Below are 13,817 nucleotides of genomic sequence, written 5' to 3' on the forward strand. Positions count from 1 at the left end.
CAGCCTCACTCCGCGGCGCGCAGCGGGGCGCCCCGCGCGCGCATGAACGGAATCGGGTCGGTCGCGCCCCGGCTGGACCTGTCGTTTCGCAGGTGCACCTCGAAGTGCAGGTGGGGACCGGACGAGTTACCGCTGCTGCCCACCTGCCCGATCACCTCGCCAGCCGGCACGATCTGATCGGGTGTGACCCGGGGGCGGACCACCATGTGGCAGTACCGGGTGATGTAGCCGCCGGCGTGCAGGATGTCGACGAACCAGCCACAGCCGCCCTTGCCGGGGTACCCGTCCACGTCGCAGCTCCGCCGTCCGCGCTTGTCCGGGTCGCAGCGGGCTACGAGCACCCGGCCGGCGGCCGCGGCACGGATCTCGGTGCCCTTGCCCGCTCCGATGTCGACGCCGTTGTGGCTGGGTCGGTCGGCGGTCTGGAAGCCGGAGCCCACGTCACCGGAGATCGGCGCGGTCCAGCCGGAGGCGGCGATCTGGCCGCGCTCGGCCGCATCGCACACAGCCTTTCCGTTGATCTCGACGGTGCGGGCCGCGCCACCGGCCAGCGCGTCCACGATCTTGCTGGCCAGCTCCTCGTGCTTGGCGTACGCGTCCGGATAGGCGCTGACCTGGACCTGCTGGGCCACGACGGTCAGCGGTCGGCGCTGCCAGCTGCGCACCTTCACGAGCTTTTCGTAGAACTTCCGGGCCGTGTACGCGGGAGTCATCCGCTCGGCGACCGAGCCCCATCCCGGCCGCTGCTGGAACAGACCCAACGAGTCGTGGTCCGCGCCGACGCCCTCGTGCGGCAGGGCGAGCGAGGCGGGCACCCCGGTGTTCGCCAGATTACGCAGCGCGGACTCCTGCATGGCGGTGGCCAGGGCGATCACCCAGCCACGCGAGGGCACCCCCATGTCCTGGCCGACCTTGATGATGATCGCCGCGTTGCGGACCTGAGCGTCGCCATACTCGGCGAACCGGGGCAGCTCGCCGACAATGTCCACCGGGCGCACTGGTCCGCAGCCCCAGCCGGCCAGGGCGTCCCCGTTCTCCGCATCGCCGCCGAGACCGCTGAGAAAGAACGCCGCGGTGCCTCCAGTGCAGCAGAGCAGGAGCAACACCCCGGTGAGCACCGAGGCGATCACGCCGACCCGTATCGGGCGGCGAAGAGCGCGGCCCGCTCGGCCGGCGGTCACTGTCGCTCCCAGTCGATCACGTCGACCAGCCAACCCTCGTCCGCAACCACCAGCTCCAACCGGAGCCGCCCGGTGTCGAGCGGTAGCAGCACCTCGACGAACGTGTCGGTGCGCGATCGCACCGATGGTGGGCCGGTCACCTCCCCGTCCGGCACACTACCGGGCTCGGCGCCGGCCAGCTTCTCGGTCAGCGCCGGGGTCGACAACGGCCGCAGGCCGGCCTGCCACTGTTCGGTGGTCATGCCGGGTCGACCGAGCCAGGCCGAGGCAAACCGGTCGGCGGTCTGCTCCGGCGTGCGGGCGCCGGGCCGGGTGACCGGCGACGGCGGAGCCTCGGTGGAGATCACCCCGTCGTCACCGGCCGTCGGGTCGACGGTGGTGATCGGCCGGTTCGGTCGGCTGCTCAAGCCGTCCGCCGGGTCCATCGGGCCGGACGCGAGGCGGGCCGCCCCGATTACCCCGAAGACCAGTACCGCGATCACCACCGCCACTCCCAGCCGAGACCGCAACGCCCGGGTGAAGAGGAATTCCAGGGCCCGTCGCATCGCTGTCACCGAGCCTCTGAGCGCACCCGAGGTCCGGTGCGGTCCGGCACACGTTCGGTGGAGCCCGGCCGGTAGACCACGAACGACGGGTTCTCCGACGGTACGTCCGGTTCGGTCCACGTCGCCGGCTGCCGTCGACGGGGCTGCGGCGGCACCGGACGACCTCGGGTGCCGGTCTCCTTCGCCGGCGCCTCATCGGCGCGTTCCTGACCGTCCGGTCGACCGTCGCTGGCGCGTACGCCCCCGACCGGGGTTGGCGTCGGCGTCGGGGCCGGGTCTTCCCGGCGGGCCTCCGGGCGCAGTCGGGTCTGCTCGGCGACCGGCGATCGGCGGCGTCCGCCCACCGGTTCCATCGTCCCCCCGGGCTCGGCCACGTCGAGCCGGGCCGCCGTCCGCATGTCCCGGAAGAACCGGCGGTGCCAGGACCCGGCCGAGCTGACCGCCTCGCTGCTGTCCTTGCCGCCGAGCTGGGTGATCCGCCGGTACGGCCGCAGCAGCAACCAGCCGACCACTCCGCACAGCCACACCAGCACCACCTGGAGCCAGCCGGGCAGCGTGGGCGTACTCATGATCAGATCGACCGCGAACAGGTAGATGGCGGCCCCGGTGCCGAAGATGGCGATGTTGAAGATAGCGGCGACCACGGCGTTCGCGAGCCGCCGCAGGCCGGCACTGGCTGGTCGGAGCAACCCGACAGTGCCCAGGATGGGTGCCGCGATCACTGCCCATCGGAAGATCAGGAAGCCCAGCAGGACCAGTAGCGACGCGGTCAGGTCGAACATGGCGAACAGGATCGAGGCCAGCACCGCGATGAACCCGGCCCCGACCCGGTCCATGTCCCGGACACCCTGGAGGTACTCGTACGCCTCCGGGTCCTCGGTCTGAATCTGCTCGGCCACCCGCGCCCACTGCTGCTGCTTGGCCTTGATCGTCGCCTCCCGGGTGGCCGGGTTGGCGCGCATGGACTGTGCTTCGCCCCAGGTCAGAGATCGCGCGTCGTAAAGTGCCGGACCGTACTTGCGGGCCGTCTCACTGTCCGCCGATCCGAGGACCCCCCGGACCCAGTTCCGATAGAGCATGGTCTCGGTAGCGGTGTCGCTCGCGCGGACGGCCGGGGTTCTGAGGTCTTTGCAGCGATCTGGATCGATGCAGCGGCCGGGTGCGGGTTCTTTCGCTTGCGGGCCCACCGCGTCGTGCACCACCCCGAGGCTGGTGACGAGTGCGCCGTCTGCGATGTTCGCCGATTTCACCGGCCATGCGGCGAGCGCGGTGACCGCGACCATCACCAACAGAGCCCAGCCGGCGGTGGTCATGGCGTTACTCATGTCCGACTGCCGGGACCGCCAGAGCAGATAGAGCCCCACCACGCATAGCGTGACGATCCCGAAGACGCTGAACACCTTCTCGTAGACGGACTTGGTGGCCTTCTCGACCAGGGGGTCCGCCCAACCCCACATCGAGCCGGGATCCCAGGCGCGTTCCCTGAGCGCGTTCGAGGCACCGATGATCGACGTGGCGATCATGAATTCGCCGTTCGCGACCGTCGTGGTGAACTTGTAATCCGGATGCAGCACACTCGACGCGCAGCCGCCGTCGATGTCGTAGGTGTTGTAGTTGTAACCCGCGTATCCGTAGAGGCTGTACCGACCGGCTACTCCGTTCGCCGCCTCAGCCGGCGGCGCGGCGGCGAACCAGCCGGCGAGGCCGGAGTCCGGCGTCCCTGGGGTCGGCGCGTTGCGGCACTTGACCTCGTCCTCGCTGACCGCCTGGAGCTTCCCTACGCAGGCCCGGAAGTCCGCCTGCCATTCGGCTGTCGTGCAGAGGTCGGCGCGGGCCTGGGCGACCGGTGGGGCGGCCGCGGCCGCCTCCGCGCCGATCAGCGGCCAGCTGAGGGTGGCCCCGGCCAGCACGCCGAGCGCGAGCAGGAACGACGCGATCCGTGCCCGGGGCCCAGCCATGTCACGCCTCCAGATCCGGCAGGGAGATGCTCGGCAGGACTCCGGCCGCCGCGGCGATCGCGGCGGGCGTCGTGTCGAGGTGGTCCAGCAGGCCTTCGACGTACGAGACGTCGACGCGGACCTTCTGCACCCGGCCGTCGACGTCGCGCATCACGAACTCGCGGAATCCGAGGCGGTTGGCCGAGTTGGTGTCGGCGGCGGAGAGCGAGGCCAGGGTGGCCTCGTACCCGTCGTTCACCGGCACCCGCAGCAGCCGCAGCGCTTCGGAGGCGATCTCGGCGTCCTCGGCGATGCGGCCGACGAAGACTGTGGAGACCAGGTTCTGCACGTCGAGGCCGAGGATGTCTCGGGGGTTCTGCGAGGCGACCAGCGCGGCGAGGTTCCACTTGCGGGAGTCCCGGGCGAGCCGGACCAGGAACGACCGGCCCGACCGCCAGCCCTCCATGAAGTGCGCCTCGTCGAGGCCGACGAGCTTGCGGGACGACATCGACCCGCCGTAGCAGCGGCGGACGGCGAGCCGGTGCGCGGTGTGCAGCATCGGCAGGGCGAGGGCCTCCTCGGCCGACCAGTACTCTCGTTCGATCTTGAGGTCGGGCAGCCGGAGCCCGGCCATCGTGATCACGGTGAGTGCTGCGTCGGCACCGAGCAGACCCTCGGGCGGCCGACCGAAGAAGAGCATGGCCAGCGGCATTTCCGCGGTGTCCAGGAGCAGGTTGGCCAGCTCCTTGCCGGCGTCGTCGTCGAGCCGCCCGAGGCAGCTCACGACGTCGTCCAGGGTGGACGTCTCCTCGGCGGGAACCTGCCGGACCGCATGCCGGAACAGGGTGGCGGTCGACGCCTCCCGGGCCACCTGCGGCGGCACGAGCATCATGCAGATGTCCTGGACCAGCATGCGCCGCTCGGCCCGGGCGTTGGAGACCGCGATCTCGAACTCGCGGTCACCGGAGGCACCGGTGGCGAACTCACTGCGCAGGGGCGTCGGGATGAGCGAGTAGGGCGCCAGGGTGCCGTGCTCCGAACCGGTCAGGTTCAACACCCGGGAGTACGGCCGCAGCTCGGGCATGGCGCAGAGCCGGGCCAGCGGCCCGGACGGGTCGAGCAGGGTCACCTGGACCCCTCGGCGGGCGGCGAGATAGCCCAGCGCGCCGAGCAGGGTCGACTTGCCACCACCCGGTTCGGCCACGAAGACCGCGAGCCCGGAGCGTTCGCGTACCTCCATGGGGAAGTGCAAATCGAGGAAGACCGGGCGGCGGCAGGTGCCGGCGGTACGCCCGATGAGGTCGCCCCTGCGGTCGCCGACGGTGGACGCGGCCTGGGGGAGCGCGGCGGCGAGCAGCGGGACCGGCATCCGGCGGACGTAGCCGGTGTTGGCGATGGGCTCGCCGGGGATGAACTCGCGAGCCAGCCAGTCCTGGTTCTTCGGGTGCTGCAGGGAGATGCGCAGCTCCCGGGAGTAGAGCTGGATGAGCCGGCGGGCCCGCTCCAGGCACTCCTCCCTGGTCCGGCCGCCGACCGCGATCCGGTGCCAGCCGTGGGCGCGGGCCGAGTCGACGGGCAGCCCGGTGGTCATCTCGTCGCCGATCACCAGCGCCCGCTTGGCGAGGCGTTCCAGCTCCGGTGGTGCGTCGATGCCGTGCTCGGCGTAGTCGAGCTGCTGGGAGCGGATCATCCGCAGCCGGTGTTCGAGATTGCGGAACGAGTCGCCGGAACCGAGGATGTCGACCCGGGTGGAGATCTCCATCGGCCAGGGCAGGCGCTCGTGGAAGTGCAGCCAGGGCTCGTGCCGCTCCGGGATCTCCAGCGGCTCCATCCGGCCGACGGCGAGCACGGCCACGTGCCGTTCCTCGCCGGTCATCCGGTTGACCAGTTTCACTGTCGAGCCGTACGGGGTGCGGTAGCGCTCGACCTGCTCGGTCAGCGCGAGCAGGTCACCGCGCTCCCAGTGCCCGTCGGTCACCGGAGATAGCCGGCCCGGGGGTGCCATGCACAGCGCCACCGAGCGGTAGAGCAGCCACTCCAGCTCCTGGGCGGTGACTCGTCGGCCGCGCATGCCGAACGCGCCGAGCACCTCGTCGAACTGTTCCACGGTGCGACCCAGCTTGCGGCGCTCGCCCTCGGCGGTGCCCCGGCCGAAGGTGCGGAGCAGGCGTTCGGTCATGGAGTCGCCGAGGGAGCGGCGGGCGAAGGTGACGCCCAGGTAGGTCTGCCCCTCGGCGTGGTTGACGGCCATCAGGTGCCGCTGGGCGGCGACCAGGTGGTCCGCCCAGCCGGTGGTGCCGGCCACGTCGGGCAGCGGTGCCGGGGTGTGCGCGTCGATGGTGCGCGCCCACTCGTCGGCGGGGAACGGTCGGGTGGTCCGGCGCAGGTGCAGCCGGAAGCCGGCCAGGCCCGCGTACTGCTCGGAGATCGCCGACAACAGCGCCTCACGCTCGGCGTCCGGGCGGAAGGCCCAGCGGACCTCGGGCAGCCAGTACCAGGCGGTGACCGTGTTGGGGGTGAAGGTCAGGTGGCCGGCGATCTCGGTGATTGCCAGCTCGACCGACGGATCCCGGTCGCCGAATTTGATTTTCGGAGCCCGGACGCGGGTCGGCTTGATCGGCCGGTCCTGGTTGCTCGCGGCCCGCTGACGGGGCGGTGCGACCTCTTTCCCGGCCTCCCTGGACCGCTCCGACCCGGAGCGGCGTGGCGCCCGCTCCAGCGCCGGCCGGTCGCTCGGGGCGGCGGTGGCCGGCCGTTCCGCCGGCACGGTCGGCCGGTCCTGCGGGGCGGTCGGACGCCGCACCGATGCCGCCGGTGGGGCGACGGGCGCGGTGCTGGACGTCCGAGGTGCCGAGCCGATGGCTGCGGCGCTCGGCTCGGGGTCGTCCGAGGAGTGCGGCATCGGGTGGCGGTCGCCCGCCTGATGCGGCACCCGGGATTCACCGGCCGGGTAGACGTCCGCCCGTCGTGGCTCGACGGCCTGCCGGTCGCTGGTGGACCGGTCGTCGGGCGTCCACGGTGGCTCCAACTCGGGAGCCGGCCGGGCCGGCGTCGGGGCGGCCGCGGGCGGCTGCTGCGGGATCGCCGGCTGGCTCCGGGTCGCGGGGCCTGCCGTCACGGCCCGTGGACCACCAGGTCGCGCGCCACCGAACAGGTCCAGGAACGGCGAGTCGATGTCGGCGTTCTCGCCGGCCGAGACCGTGCTGGGCTCGGCGGGCGGCGTCCGGCGGGTGACCGGCCGAGGTGCCTGGAACACACCTACCGCGCCGTGGCCGGGCGAGGTCACCAGCGCGGGATCGAGCGCCACCTCATCCTCGGCGTCGGGGTAATCAAATGACTGCGCACGGTGACTGGCCGGCACGGCCGGGCGGCCGGCCGGGGGACCCGGCGGGGACGAGCGACTCATGCGACCGCCTCACCCGCGTCGTGCAACAGACCGCTCGGCGTACGCCCGGTCATGCCAGCTCCTCCCGGATCCTGATCCGGCTGCCGACCAGACGCGGGTCGCGCTGCTCGATCGCCGGCTCCCGGGTGCGTCGCCAGTCGGTCAGCGCGGTGCGGATGACCACCCGCGCCGGCCGGTCGGGGTCGACGTGCCGGAAGATGAACGACGTGGTCACGATGGCTAGCGCGATCTCCCACGCTGGGAAGAGCTCGACAGTCAACGTGAACAGCCAGTGGATGAACATGTAGAGGGGGACGAGCAGCATGAAGAGCCCGTACTGGGCGTAGGGCAGGTGGACCGGAAGGGTGTAGCCGGGCGGCCCGAGGTAGACCAGGCGGGCCCGGTAGATGTCGTCGTCGGTGCGTAGCCGCATCTGGTGAACGCGCCTATTCGAAGATCAGGTCGATCAGGTAATCGCCGACGAAGAAGAGTGTTGCCGCGCCGGCGATGAAGGCGAGCCCGACGATGGCGATCGCGGAGCTGGTCAGCACCTTGGAGATCTCGCCTCGGCTGGCGCGACCGATGAAGATGACGCCCAGGACGGCGAGCAGGATCGGCGCGATCTTGCTGGCGAAGAAGGTGACGACACCGCTGGTGTCGATCCCCTTCGGTGCCGGCTCCGCGAGTGGAGCCGACGCCAGAGTGGAGAGCGCGTGGGCGACGCCGGAAGACGCCGTCTCCATGAGCTCGAAGGCGATCACTGGAACCTCCCCATAGCGCGGCCGGCGGTGCCGCAGCGGTGCAATGGACGAGCCTGGCGGGAAATGTGCTCCACAGGGCGCAGCGTTCTTGACCCTGCGTTCGTTACTCACCACGGAGGGTGGCGAGGTTTGGGCGGTTTTCCCCCGCTTCGGCCCTCCCTCCAAGCTTCGCCATCTCGATGCTGGCCAATTCCAAAGCGTACGGGCCGCCCCGCTATGCGACAAGCCGCGAAGGGACTGCCTGATGCTGCCCGGATGACCGATCGTACACCTGTTCTAATGAGCACGTCAGGGGTGGTCGACCCGGGCCGCCGGGTGCCGCCGCCGCGACCGGTACCGTCTAGTCGTGACCGATCTGGTGCGGGCTCCGGGCCCGGTGGTGATGGGCGTCCTCAACGTCACGCCGGACTCCTTCTCCGACGGCGGACGGTACGCCGACCTCGACGCGGCAGTCGGACACGGCGTCCGTCTGCGCGCGGCCGGGGCGCACCTGATCGACATCGGCGGCGAGTCGACCCGCCCCGGCGCCGAGCGGATCGACGCGGTCACCGAGGCGGAACGGGTGCTACCGGTCATCCGCGAGCTGACCGCCGCCGGTGTGCCGGTCAGCATCGACACCAGCCGGGCGCGCGTTGCCGAGGCCGCGCTGGGTGCCGGCGCGGCCGTGGTCAACGACGTATCCGGTGGGTTGGCCGACCCCGACATGGCCCGGGTCGTCCGCGACGCCGGCTGCCCCTGGGTCCTGATGCACTGGCGGGGGCATTCCCGGCAGATGCGCGACCTGGCCAGCTACATCGACGTGGTGACAGATGTGCGGGACGAGCTGTCCCAGCGGATCGACGAGGCACTGGCCGCCGGGGTCACTGCGGACCGCATCGTCATCGACCCCGGCCTCGGCTTCGCCAAGACGGCCGCCCACAACTGGGAACTCAGCGCCCGACTGCCGGAGCTGCTGGACCTCGGGTACCCGCTGCTCTTCGGCGCCAGCCGCAAGTCCTACCTCGGTCGACTGCTCGCCGGCGCCGACGGCACACCACGACCCACCGCCGAACGGGAGGCCGCCACCGTGGCCACCAGCGTGCTCGCCGTAGCGGCTGGCGCGTGGGGCGTACGCGTGCACGACGTGCGGGCCACCGTGGACGCGCTCGCCGTCTGGGCCGCCACCGGCAGCCCGCGCCTGGTGCCGGCCGGCCCGGCTGGGCCGACCGTGCGCGCAGCCGCCGGCCGACGAGAGGGAGACCGATGAGCGACCGGATCCAGTTGACCGGCCTGCGGGCCCGCGGCCGGCACGGGGTGTACGACTTCGAACGGGCCCAGGGGCAGGACTTCGTGGTCGACGCCGTCCTGGAGTTGGACCTCGCCCCGGCGGCGGCCAGCGACGACGTCACCGCCACGGTCCACTACGGCGAGCTGGCCGAACGTCTGGTGGCGGTGGTGACCGGCGAGCCGGTCAACCTGATCGAGACCCTCGCCGACCGGCTGCTCGCCGTCTGCCTGGCCGACGAACGGGTCCGCACCGCCACGGTCACCGTGCACAAGCCGGAGGCGCCGGTGCCGCACACGTTCACCGACGTGGCAGTCACGATGACCCGGACGCGTACCCGATGACCCGGGCCGTGCTCTCGCTCGGCAGCAACCTCGGCGACCGCCTGGAACACCTCCGGACGGCAGTCGCCACGTTCGGCGACACCGTACTTGTGGTCTCCGGCGTGTACGAGACTCCACCGTGGGGGGACGCCGACCAGCCCGCGTACCTCAACGCCGTGCTGCTGGCCCAGGACGCGGCCGCCACGCCCCGCGACTGGCTGGAGCGGTCCCGGGTCGCGGAGCGTGCGGCCGGCCGGGTCCGTGACCCGGGGCGGCGGTTCGGGCCGCGGACCCTCGACGTGGACGTGATCGCGGTCTGGGGCGACGACGACGAGCCGGTGCTCAGCGACGACGAGGAGCTGACCCTGCCGCACCCCCGGGCGCACCTGCGCGCGTTCGTGCTGCGACCGTGGATCGACATCCAGCCGTACGGGCGACTGCCCGGCCACGGCTGGTTGACCGACCTGCTCACCGCCGGTCCGGTCGCCGACGACGCGCTGGAACTGCGTCCCCGGCCCGAACTGGCGTTAGAGTCGACGGCATGACCCAGTGGAGCCGGCGGGCATGACGCAGGCGAAGTCCCCACCACCGGGCGGGCCGGGCCCGGACCGGTCGCGGATGGGCCCCACCCGCATCTCGACCCTGGTCGTGGCCGCCCTGGGCGCGGCGGCTGTCGCCTGGCTGCTGATCAGCACCCTCTACTACAGCGGCATCCCCCGTCTGCCGTGGCTGCCGGTGGTGACGCTGGCCGCGCTCGCGGTGCTGGAGGCCTACGCGGCCGTCAACACCCGTGGTCGCATCGAGCGCAAGCCCGGCCGGGATCCGGTGAACCCGCTGATGGTCGCCCGGTTCGTGGTGCTGGCCAAGGCGTCGGCGCTGGCCGGGGCCATCTTCGCCGGTTTCTACGCCGGTCTCAGCGGCTGGCTCTTCGTCGAGACCACCCGGGCCGCCATCGAGGACCGGCCGGCCGCCGGGGGCGGGTTGCTGGCGTCGCTGGCGCTGGTCGGGGCCGCGCTCTGGCTGGAGCGATCCTGTCGGGTCCCGGAGCGCCCGGACGACGAGCACGAGCCCGACCAGCGTCAGAGCCGTCCCGGCCAGCGCTGAGCAGGGGGTTACGCCCGGCTCCGGGCGCGGGTACGGTGCCTCCGATCGGAGAGCAACGGCCGCCCCCGATCCGTCCGTGCGCCGGACCGGGGGCGGCCGGCCACTGGGGAGGCGGTGCCATGGGGTACGAAGACACGGGCCGGGACCGGTCGGTCGAACCCTCGTCCGGGGTTCCTGCCGCCGTCCTGGAGAACGTCTTCGACGATCCCACCCACGGCGAGCCGGGCCGGGACCGCGTCGGCGTGCACATGATCTGGGAATTCCTGCTGCTGGTCGGTCTCGCCGCCCTGGGCTGGCTACTCTGGCGGGTCGACCCGGACGCGCTGCGCGGCGCCGGCCTGCGTGCGTTGCTGGTCGGCGCGGTCGGCCTCGGGCTGCTCGCTCTCGCCGCCGGGCTGAGCCTGCGCACCTCCACCCCCAACCTGGCCGTCGGACCGGTCGCGGTCGCCGCAGCGCTGCACTACGCGGAGCAGGGCGACCGGGGTCTGACGGCGTCAGTCGGGTCGGCTGTCGTGGTCGCCGCGGTGGGCGGTCTCGTGTTGGCGCTGGCCGTGGTGGTGTTACAGGTGCCCGCCTGGGCGGCGAGCCTGGCCGCGGCGGCCGGGGTCGTGGTGTACATCGAGCGCCGTTCGACGTCGATTCTGGTGCAGGGGGACTACGACCCGAGGCGCACCGCCGGCTACCTCTTCGTCGGGTTCGCAGCCGTCGCGGTCCTCGGCGGTCTGTTCGGCACGATCAGGTCGATCCGCCGGCTGGTGGGTAGGTACCGGCCGGTGGCCGACCCGGCCCGTCGCCGGGGCACGCTGGCAGCCGTGGTAGCCGCCGTCGCGCTTGTCGGTTCCACGGTGCTGGCCACGCTCGCCGGTGTCCTGCTCGCCGCCAACGGCCCCGGGGCGGTCACGCCCACCTCCGGGCTGGACTGGACCGTCCTGGCCATCGGCGTGTCCCTGCTCGGCGGCACCAGCGCGTACGGCCGCCGCGGCGGGGTGTTCGGCACGGTGCTGGCCGTCGGCCTGGTCACCGTCTTCCAGGCGTACGCGCCGGAGCGCGACTGGACGGTGAGTCGCTGGGCGCTCGGTGGCGTGGCCCTCGGCGTCGGGTTGCTGGTGACCCGGCTGGTCGAGACGTTCGGGCGACCCCGGCCGGGCAGCGTGGAGAGGATCGAGCCGGTGGGCGACGGCACGATCAGCACGGGATGGAACGTGCCCCGGCAACCGCCGGCCGAAAACTGGCCTCCGACGCTGCCGACACCGCCCGCACCGGAACCGGCCGACCCGTGGCGTGACCCCCGCTGGGAGACCGGCCCGCGGCACTGGGACGCCGACGGCAGGTGAGCCGTGTCCCGTCCGCCGAGCCGGCGCTGATCTCGACCGTTAGGCTCGCCGCATGACCGACACACCTGCCGCCACCCCCGGCGGAACCTCGTTCGAGGAACTCGACGCGCTGTCCACGGAGGAACTGCGGGAGCGGGCGTTCGCCCGGGCCCGGGAGCGTCGCGACGTGGGCTTCTACTGGTCGGTGCTGCGGCACCTGCCGAACGCGGACGAGGCCACGGTGCTGGACGGTGCGCCGAACTCGATCGGCCCGACCATCGACGAGGCGAACGCCCTGTGGCGGGAGCTGACCGGGCACGGCTACGAGGAGTCGGCGCCGCTGCTGCGGGCCGCCTTCATCGACTACCTGCTGAAGCACTGAGCCGTTCGGGGCAGCCCAGGTCCGCCCGGCCGGCCGGCACGGGACCTGGGCGGATCATGGGACTCGTCCGTACGGGCCCGGTGAGCGGCTACGGGACGGCCGCCGGCACCGGCGCGCTCGCCGTGCTGCTGCTGGTCGGCATCTGTGGCAGTCCGGCGTACACCGGCTGGGCCGCCGCCACGCTCACCGACCCGGACTCGGCAGGTGGCTTCTATCTGCGCCTGCTCGCCTGGCCGGCCTGGCGGCTGGACGCGGACGGGCAGGCCGGCGGACTGTTCGCCGCCGACCTGCGGGCCGTGGCGCTGGTGGTCCTCGCGGTGGCGCTGCTCTATCTGCTGCCGGCCGCCCAGGTGGCCCGGGTGCCCGGTCCGGTCAGCCAGTTCTTCTCCGGCTGGGCCGCGTACGTGCTGGCCGGCGGGCTCGCCGCCGTGCTGGCGGCGCTGCTCGGCCCGGACCCGTCGCTGCTGGCAGCACTGCGCGACGCCAGCAGCGGCGCCGGCTACGGCTTCCTCACCGGCTGGATCATCGGCACCGCGAGCCTCGGTGGTCGCGCCTGAGAAGAGCGACACCCGGCCGGGCGGGTGCCGCCGACGCCGGCCGGGTCACGGGCCCGGGTCAGCTCGGCGAGCGGCCCAGGTCGAGCAGACGTTGGCGGCTGAGCGCGCCCACCGGACGGCCGTCGTCGGTCACGACGAGCTGGTCCCGTCCCGACGTGAGCAGCACCGCCAGCGCGTCGTACGCCGTGCCGTCCAGCGCCACGGTGGGCAGATCCGCGGCGGCGCCTGAGGGCACCGGCTCCAGGGACTCCCGGTCGAGCGGGGTGACCGCCAGCCGGCGGATGCCCCGGTCGGCTCCGACGAATTCGCGGACGAACGGGGTGGCCGGTGCGCCGAGCAGGGCGGCCGGCGTGTCGTACTGCTCGAGATGCCCGCCCTGGGACAGCACGGCGATCCGGTCGCCGAGCCGGACGGCCTCGTCGAGGTCGTGGGTGACCAGCACGATCGTCTTGCGGACCTCGGCCTGGAGGCGGAGGAACTCCTCCTGGAGGCGGGCCCGGACGATCGGGTCGACTGCCGAGAACGGCTCGTCCATCAGCAGCACCACCGGGTCGGCGGCGAGCGCGCGGGCCACGCCAACCCGCTGCCGCTGGCCGCCCGACAGCTCGTGCGGATAGCGGCGGCCGAACTGGCTCGGATCCAGACCGACCAGGTCGAGCAGCTCGTCGACGCGGGCCCGGGTCCGATCCCGGGACCAGCGGAGCAGGCCCGGGACGGTTGCCACGTTCGCGCGGACGGTCTGGTGTGGAAAGAGGCCGACGTTCTGGATCACGTAGCCGATCCGGCGGCGTAGCCGCACCGGGTCGACGTCGGTGACGTCCTCGTCGCCGAGCATGATCCGCCCGGCCGTCGGCTCGATCAGCCGGTTGACCATGCGGAGCACTGTCGACTTGCCGCAGCCGGACGGGCCGATCAGCACCACCAGCTCGCCGGCCTTGACGTCCAGGCTCAGGTCCCGCACGGCCTCGGTGCCGTTCGGGTAGCGCTTCTGGATGCCCTGCAGGGAGATCGACGCCGCGCGAGGGGATTCGGCCACGCTGGCGGCCTCCGGGGTAACGTCCACGT

14 protein-coding genes are annotated in these 13,817 nt (G+C 72.5%); 7 read left to right on the forward strand and 7 right to left on the reverse strand.

Features of this window, described 5'->3' with window-relative positions; all coding sequences use genetic code 11:
* Nucleotides 1-5: 5 nt before the first annotated feature.
* Genes AB0B97_RS29190 through AB0B97_RS29215 form a run of 6 tightly spaced genes read right to left on the reverse strand, consistent with a single transcriptional unit; the run spans nucleotide 6 to nucleotide 7,809 of the window.
* The gene (locus AB0B97_RS29190) at nucleotides 6-1,181 is read right to left on the reverse strand and encodes a M23 family metallopeptidase (RefSeq protein ID WP_357498167.1); all 1,176 of its coding nucleotides are present in this window, start codon (nucleotides 1,179-1,181) and stop codon (nucleotides 6-8) included.
* The gene (locus AB0B97_RS29195) at nucleotides 1,178-1,735 is read right to left on the reverse strand and encodes a hypothetical protein (protein WP_357498169.1); all 558 of its coding nucleotides are present in this window, start codon (nucleotides 1,733-1,735) and stop codon (nucleotides 1,178-1,180) included. The genes AB0B97_RS29190 and AB0B97_RS29195 overlap by 4 nt, the downstream gene beginning before the upstream one ends.
* Nucleotides 1,732-3,684: an MFS transporter gene (locus tag AB0B97_RS29200; RefSeq protein WP_357498171.1), complete on the reverse strand. Its 1,953-nt coding sequence runs from the start codon at nucleotides 3,682-3,684 to the stop codon at nucleotides 1,732-1,734. Before AB0B97_RS29200 ends, AB0B97_RS29195 begins: the two co-directional genes overlap by 4 nt.
* A gap of 1 nt (nucleotide 3,685) precedes the next feature.
* The gene (locus AB0B97_RS29205; RefSeq protein WP_357498173.1) at nucleotides 3,686-7,069 is read right to left on the reverse strand and encodes an ATP-binding protein; all 3,384 of its coding nucleotides are present in this window, start codon (nucleotides 7,067-7,069) and stop codon (nucleotides 3,686-3,688) included.
* Between the two features lie 49 nt (nucleotides 7,070-7,118).
* Nucleotides 7,119-7,481 carry a hypothetical protein gene (locus AB0B97_RS29210; protein ID WP_007466101.1) on the reverse strand — a complete coding sequence of 121 codons (363 nt, stop codon included), beginning with the start codon at nucleotides 7,479-7,481 and terminating at the stop codon, nucleotides 7,119-7,121.
* A gap of 13 nt (nucleotides 7,482-7,494) precedes the next feature.
* Complete coding sequence (locus tag AB0B97_RS29215) at nucleotides 7,495-7,809, reverse strand: hypothetical protein (protein WP_007466099.1); 315 nt, start codon at nucleotides 7,807-7,809, stop codon at nucleotides 7,495-7,497.
* A gap of 346 nt (nucleotides 7,810-8,155) precedes the next feature.
* Here AB0B97_RS29215 and folP point away from each other — a divergent pair, with 346 nt between their 5' ends.
* The 7 genes from folP (at nucleotide 8,156) to AB0B97_RS29250 (ending at nucleotide 12,752) form a co-directional block, all read left to right on the forward strand.
* Complete coding sequence (gene folP / locus AB0B97_RS29220; protein ID WP_357498175.1) at nucleotides 8,156-9,055, forward strand: dihydropteroate synthase; 900 nt, start codon at nucleotides 8,156-8,158, stop codon at nucleotides 9,053-9,055.
* Nucleotides 9,052-9,417 carry a dihydroneopterin aldolase gene (gene folB / locus AB0B97_RS29225; protein WP_234587444.1) on the forward strand — a complete coding sequence of 122 codons (366 nt, stop codon included), beginning with the start codon at nucleotides 9,052-9,054 and terminating at the stop codon, nucleotides 9,415-9,417. Before folP ends, folB begins: the two co-directional genes overlap by 4 nt.
* Nucleotides 9,414-9,941, forward strand: coding sequence for a 2-amino-4-hydroxy-6-hydroxymethyldihydropteridine diphosphokinase (gene folK, locus AB0B97_RS29230; RefSeq protein WP_357498178.1), 528 nt, complete (start codon nucleotides 9,414-9,416; stop codon nucleotides 9,939-9,941). The genes folB and folK overlap by 4 nt, the downstream gene beginning before the upstream one ends.
* A 19-nt stretch (nucleotides 9,942-9,960) precedes the next feature.
* Nucleotides 9,961-10,500 carry a DUF3180 domain-containing protein gene (locus AB0B97_RS29235; RefSeq protein WP_234587449.1) on the forward strand — a complete coding sequence of 180 codons (540 nt, stop codon included), beginning with the start codon at nucleotides 9,961-9,963 and terminating at the stop codon, nucleotides 10,498-10,500.
* Nucleotides 10,501-10,619: 119 nt separating this feature from the next.
* On the forward strand, nucleotides 10,620-11,834 hold the full coding sequence (locus tag AB0B97_RS29240) for an ABC transporter permease (RefSeq protein ID WP_357498180.1): 1,215 nt from the start codon (nucleotides 10,620-10,622) through the stop codon (nucleotides 11,832-11,834).
* 52 nt (nucleotides 11,835-11,886) lie between these two features.
* Nucleotides 11,887-12,195: a hypothetical protein gene (locus AB0B97_RS29245; RefSeq protein ID WP_234587453.1), complete on the forward strand. Its 309-nt coding sequence runs from the start codon at nucleotides 11,887-11,889 to the stop codon at nucleotides 12,193-12,195.
* Between the two features lie 56 nt (nucleotides 12,196-12,251).
* Complete coding sequence (locus AB0B97_RS29250; RefSeq protein ID WP_354861103.1) at nucleotides 12,252-12,752, forward strand: hypothetical protein; 501 nt, start codon at nucleotides 12,252-12,254, stop codon at nucleotides 12,750-12,752.
* A gap of 58 nt (nucleotides 12,753-12,810) precedes the next feature.
* Here AB0B97_RS29250 and AB0B97_RS29255 read toward each other — a convergent pair whose 3' ends face one another.
* Nucleotides 12,811-13,815, reverse strand: coding sequence for an ABC transporter ATP-binding protein (locus tag AB0B97_RS29255; protein ID WP_357498183.1), 1,005 nt, complete (start codon nucleotides 13,813-13,815; stop codon nucleotides 12,811-12,813).
* Nucleotides 13,816-13,817: the final 2 nt, after the last annotated feature.

It is taken from the genome of Micromonospora sp. NPDC049004, from assembly GCF_040649315.1.
GTDB lineage: Bacteria > Actinomycetota > Actinomycetes > Mycobacteriales > Micromonosporaceae > Micromonospora.